This window comes from Xanthomonas sp. SHU 308, from assembly GCF_000364645.1.
In the GTDB taxonomy this organism is placed as follows: domain Bacteria; phylum Pseudomonadota; class Gammaproteobacteria; order Xanthomonadales; family Xanthomonadaceae; genus Xanthomonas_A; species Xanthomonas_A sontii.
Window position 1 is genome coordinate 1 of record NZ_AQOK01000335.1, and the last position, 4,150, is coordinate 4,150.

Consider the following 4,150-nt stretch of genomic DNA (forward strand, 5'->3'; position numbering starts at 1 on the left):
GCGTCCTCGGCGTGTTCTCCAGACCAATGATGCCAAAGGCGGGGTTTTTAGAGGTGCCCTTCAGTCCCGACTGCAGCACGCTCGGCCGCGTCGATGAAGTCGCTCGTCGCGGCCGATGGCGCAATCGCGGTGTCAGCGCCGCTCTACTGACGCAGATCGCGCAGGAAGCTCAGCGGTTCGGTCACGTCCGCGGTGGCGCGCCAGGGATTGATGTCCAGGCCGCCGCGGCGGGTGTAGCGCGCCTCCACCTGCAGCGACTGCGGCCGGCAGCGGGTCATCAGGTCGTGGAAGATGCGTTCCACGCACTGCTCGTGGAAGCCGGCGTGCTCGCGGAAACTGATCAGGTAGCGCAGCAGGCCTTCGCGGTCGATGCGGCCGCCGCGATAGCGCACATGCAGCGAGGCCCAGTCCGGCTGGCCGGTGACCGGGCAGTTGGACTTGAGCAATTCGCTGGTGAGGGTTTCCTCGACCACATCGCCATCGGCAGCGGACAGGAAGTCCGGACACGGCGGACCGTAGCAGTCGATGGCGATGTCCAGCGCATCGAGCGACTCGCCCTCGCCCAGCGTGTCCATCGGCGGCAGGCCGAACTCCATCGCCACGTCGGCACCGGCGCGCGCCGACAGGTCGGTGACGATGCAACTGCGCAGCGCTTCGGCGCTGTTGAAGCGCATCGCATTGAGCGAGTTGAGATAGAGCTTGAGCGATTTGGATTCGATCAGGTTGGGCGAGGCGCACGGCACGTGCAGGGTCGCGGTGGCGACACAGGGCTTGCCCTGCGCATCGAGCCAGCTCAGTTCGTAGGCGTGCCAGCGGTCCACGCCGAAGAACGGCAGCGCCGCGGGGTCGAGACCGATCTCGGTGCGCGCCGCAGCGCGCGGGATGGGAAACAGCAGCGCGGGATCGTACTGCGACGGGTAGGCGACCTCGCGGCCGAGACTGGAATCCTGGGGGGTGTTCATGCCGTGCAGTGTAGCGGGCGCGTTCTGGCTGGGAGGTGTATGGGGCTGGGATTCGGGATTGGCAAAAGCAAAATCTGGCTCACTTGGATCGACGTGCGTGCGTCGATGCGAGGCGTTGCACGTCGCGACCGAGGTCGCTTCCACAAAGGCTCACCGCGAGCCCGCCGGATGCACTGTGGGAGGGACTTCAGTCCCGACGCATTGCGCCATCGGCAAGCGCGCCACTCGCGCCTCGCGCCTGCATGACGGTTGACTCCCCGGGGACGATCGAGCGCCGCTCCAACGGATATGCGATGGGGCAGCACCGATGACGATTCCCTAAGCCGCCGCACCCACGCGCTTACGAATCCCCGATCCCGACTCCCCAATCACTGCTTCAAATAATCCAGCGTCACCTGCAGCATCGCGCGCAGGCCAACGTCCAGGGCGGTTTCGTCGAGCAGGAACTGCGGCGAGTGGTTGCTGGGCGCAGTCGCCGGGTCGATGCCGGGGCCGGTGGCGCCGACGAAGAAGAACATCGACGGCACCTGCTGCGCGTAGAACGAGAAATCCTCCGCGCCCATCTGCAGCGGCGGTTCGTAGACGTTGCCGGCGCCGACCACCGCCTGCAGGCTGGGCAGCATGCGCGCAGTCAGCGCCGGGTCGTTGACCGTGGCCGGGTTGCCGTCCTGGTCGGGCACGTGCGCCTCGGCCTTGGCGCCGTGCGCGGCGGCGGTGTGCTCGGCGACGGTCCTGAGGTCGGCGAAGATCTGCTGGCGCATGCCCTCGTCGAAGGTGCGGATGGTGCCGACCATCTCCACGTCGTCGGGGATGATGTTGTAGCGGATGCCGCCCTTGATCGCGCCGAAGCTGAGCACCGCCGGCTGCTTGGACAGGTTGGCGCGGCGGCTGATCACCGTCTGCGCCGCGCCGATCAGGTCGGCGCTGGTCACGATCGGGTCGATGCCGTTCCACGGCGCCGAGCCGTGGGTCTGGCGGCCGATCACCTTGATGCTGAAACGATCCGAGGCGGCCATCAGCGGGCCGCCGCGCACCGCGATCTTGCCGGCCTGGACGCTGGAGAACACGTGCAGGCCGAACATCGCCTGCGGCTTGAAGTCGCGGAACAGGCCTTCCTTGAGCATCAGCGAGGCGCCGCCCTCCTCGTTGCCCGGCGCGCCCTCCTCCGACGGCTGGAACACCAGCATGACCTCGCCCGGCAGTTGCGCGCGCATCGCCACCAGCGCCTCGGCGACGCCGAGCAGGATCGCGGTGTGCGCGTCGTGGCCACAGGCGTGCATCACCCCCACGGTCTCGCCGCGGTACTCGCTGGTCGCCTTGGAGGCGAACGGCAGGCCGGTCTGCTCGGTCACCGGCAGCGCGTCCATGTCCGCGCGCAGGGCGATCTTCGGCCCCGGCAGCGCGCCTTTGACGATCGCCACCACGCCGTGGTGGGCGATGCCGGTCTGCGGCTTCAGGCCCAGCGCGCGCAATCGCTCCGCGACCTTGGCGGCGGTGCGCTCCTCGCGGTTGGACAGCTCGGGGTGCTGGTGGAAGTCGCGCCGCCACTCCACCACCTTGGCCTGCAGCTTGGCCGCGGCGGCCGTCACCTCCGGGCGCTCGGCGCTCTGCGCCCAGGCCAGGGCGGGGACGGCGAACAGCATCGCGGACAGCAGGCGGGACAGGCGCGGCATGGCAGGGCTCCAGATCGGGACGCAACGGGCGTTCAGTCACTGTAGTGCATCGGCCGCCGGCGAGGGGCGGCCACGGATCCCGTTGCGGACAAAAAACCCTTGCGAATCCGTGTCAACCGATGCGCCGCCTGCGCGTTGCGAGAGCGGACGACCGGCCTTGCCCGCCCGCAGGGTCTGTCCCTTCAGTCATGGTCCAATCGCAACGCGCCGGCGATATGCTTTCTCGCTCGTCACCAGCCACTGCGGGAGGGCCCTCCACCCCGCCTCGCCACAGGAGTTTCCCCGGATGTCGCGTTTCTGGAAGATTGCGCTGCTGATCCTCGCAGCGGTGGCCGTGGTGGTGGTGGGCATGCGCGTCATGCGCGGCGGACATCACAAGGGCGGCGGCCCCGGTGACGGCATGGGCGACGACAGCGACAACACGCAGGTCCCGGTGACGGTCGTCGCCGCCACCCACCAGGCGGTGCCGATCTACGCCACCGCCACCGGCACGGTGACCGCGCTGAGCACCGTCACCGTCAGCCCGCAGGTCGGCGGCCAGCTGATGAGCCTGAATTTCCGCGAAGGCCAGGAAGTGAAGAAGGGCGAGCTGCTGGCGCAGATCGACCCGCGCTCGCTGCAGGCCAGCTACGACCAGGCCGCGGCGAGCAAGCGCCAGAACCAGGCGCTGCTGGCCACCGCGCGTTCCACCTTCCAGCGCTCCGACTCGCCGGCCTACCGCCAGTACGTGGCCAAGACCGACCTGGACACCCAGCGCAACCAGGTGGCGCAGTACGAAGCGGCGGTCGCCGCCAACGACGCGCAGATGCGTGCGGCGCAGGTGCAGCTGCAGTACACCCGCATCCTCGCCCCCAGCGACGGCATCGCCGGCATCCGTGGCGTGGACGTGGGCAACATCGTCAGCACCAGCAGCACCATCGTCACCATCACCCAGGTGCACCCGATCTACGTGACCTTCAACCTGCCGGAGATCCAGCTGCAGGACGTGCGCCAGGCGCAGGCGGCCGCGCCGCTGCCGGTGACCGCGCTGGACCGCACCGATGCGCATCCGATCGCCAGCGACGGCCAGGTCGACGTGATCGACAACCAGATCAGCGCCGACACCGGCACGTTCAAGGTCCGCGCGGTGTTCCCGAACGACGACCGCGCGCTGTGGCCGGGCCAGTTCGTCAACGTGCGCCTGACCCTGCGCACCGTGGCCGACGGCGTGGTGGTCCCGACCCAGGCGGTGCAGCGCGGGCCCAACGGCGACTACGTGTACGTGGTGCAGGCCGACAACACGGTCAAGATGCAGACGGTGAAGCAGGGCGCGGAAGTGGGCGACAGCCACGTGCAGCTGACGGAAGGCCTGAAGGCCGGTGAGCGGGTTGTCACCGAAGGCCAGTTCCGGCTCAAGCCCGGCACCAAGGTGAACGCGCTGAAGCCGGGCGAAGCGCCGCCGGAGCCGACCGAGGCCGAACTGAAGGCGGCCGAGGGCAAGCAGCAGCAGCGCGGCGGCGGACGCCGCGGCGGCGG

At 69.2% G+C, this 4,150-nt stretch carries 3 protein-coding genes; 1 reads left to right on the forward strand and 2 read right to left on the reverse strand.

What is annotated here, in order from left to right; translation table 11 throughout:
* Positions 1-143: 143 nt before the first annotated feature.
* Together queF and D588_RS0111615 are read right to left on the reverse strand one after the other, a co-directional pair.
* Positions 144-962 carry an NADPH-dependent 7-cyano-7-deazaguanine reductase QueF gene (gene queF / locus D588_RS0111610; RefSeq protein WP_017916095.1) on the reverse strand — a complete coding sequence of 273 codons (819 nt, stop codon included), beginning with the start codon at positions 960-962 and terminating at the stop codon, positions 144-146.
* 368 nt (positions 963-1,330) lie between these two features.
* A complete protein-coding gene (locus D588_RS0111615; protein ID WP_017916096.1) occupies positions 1,331-2,635 on the reverse strand; it encodes a M20 family metallopeptidase in 1,305 nt (434 codons plus the stop codon).
* A gap of 286 nt (positions 2,636-2,921) precedes the next feature.
* Here D588_RS0111615 and D588_RS0111620 point away from each other — a divergent pair.
* Positions 2,922-4,150 (forward strand): efflux RND transporter periplasmic adaptor subunit (locus D588_RS0111620; protein ID WP_017916097.1); only part of this gene is annotated, 1,229 nt, incomplete at its 3' end.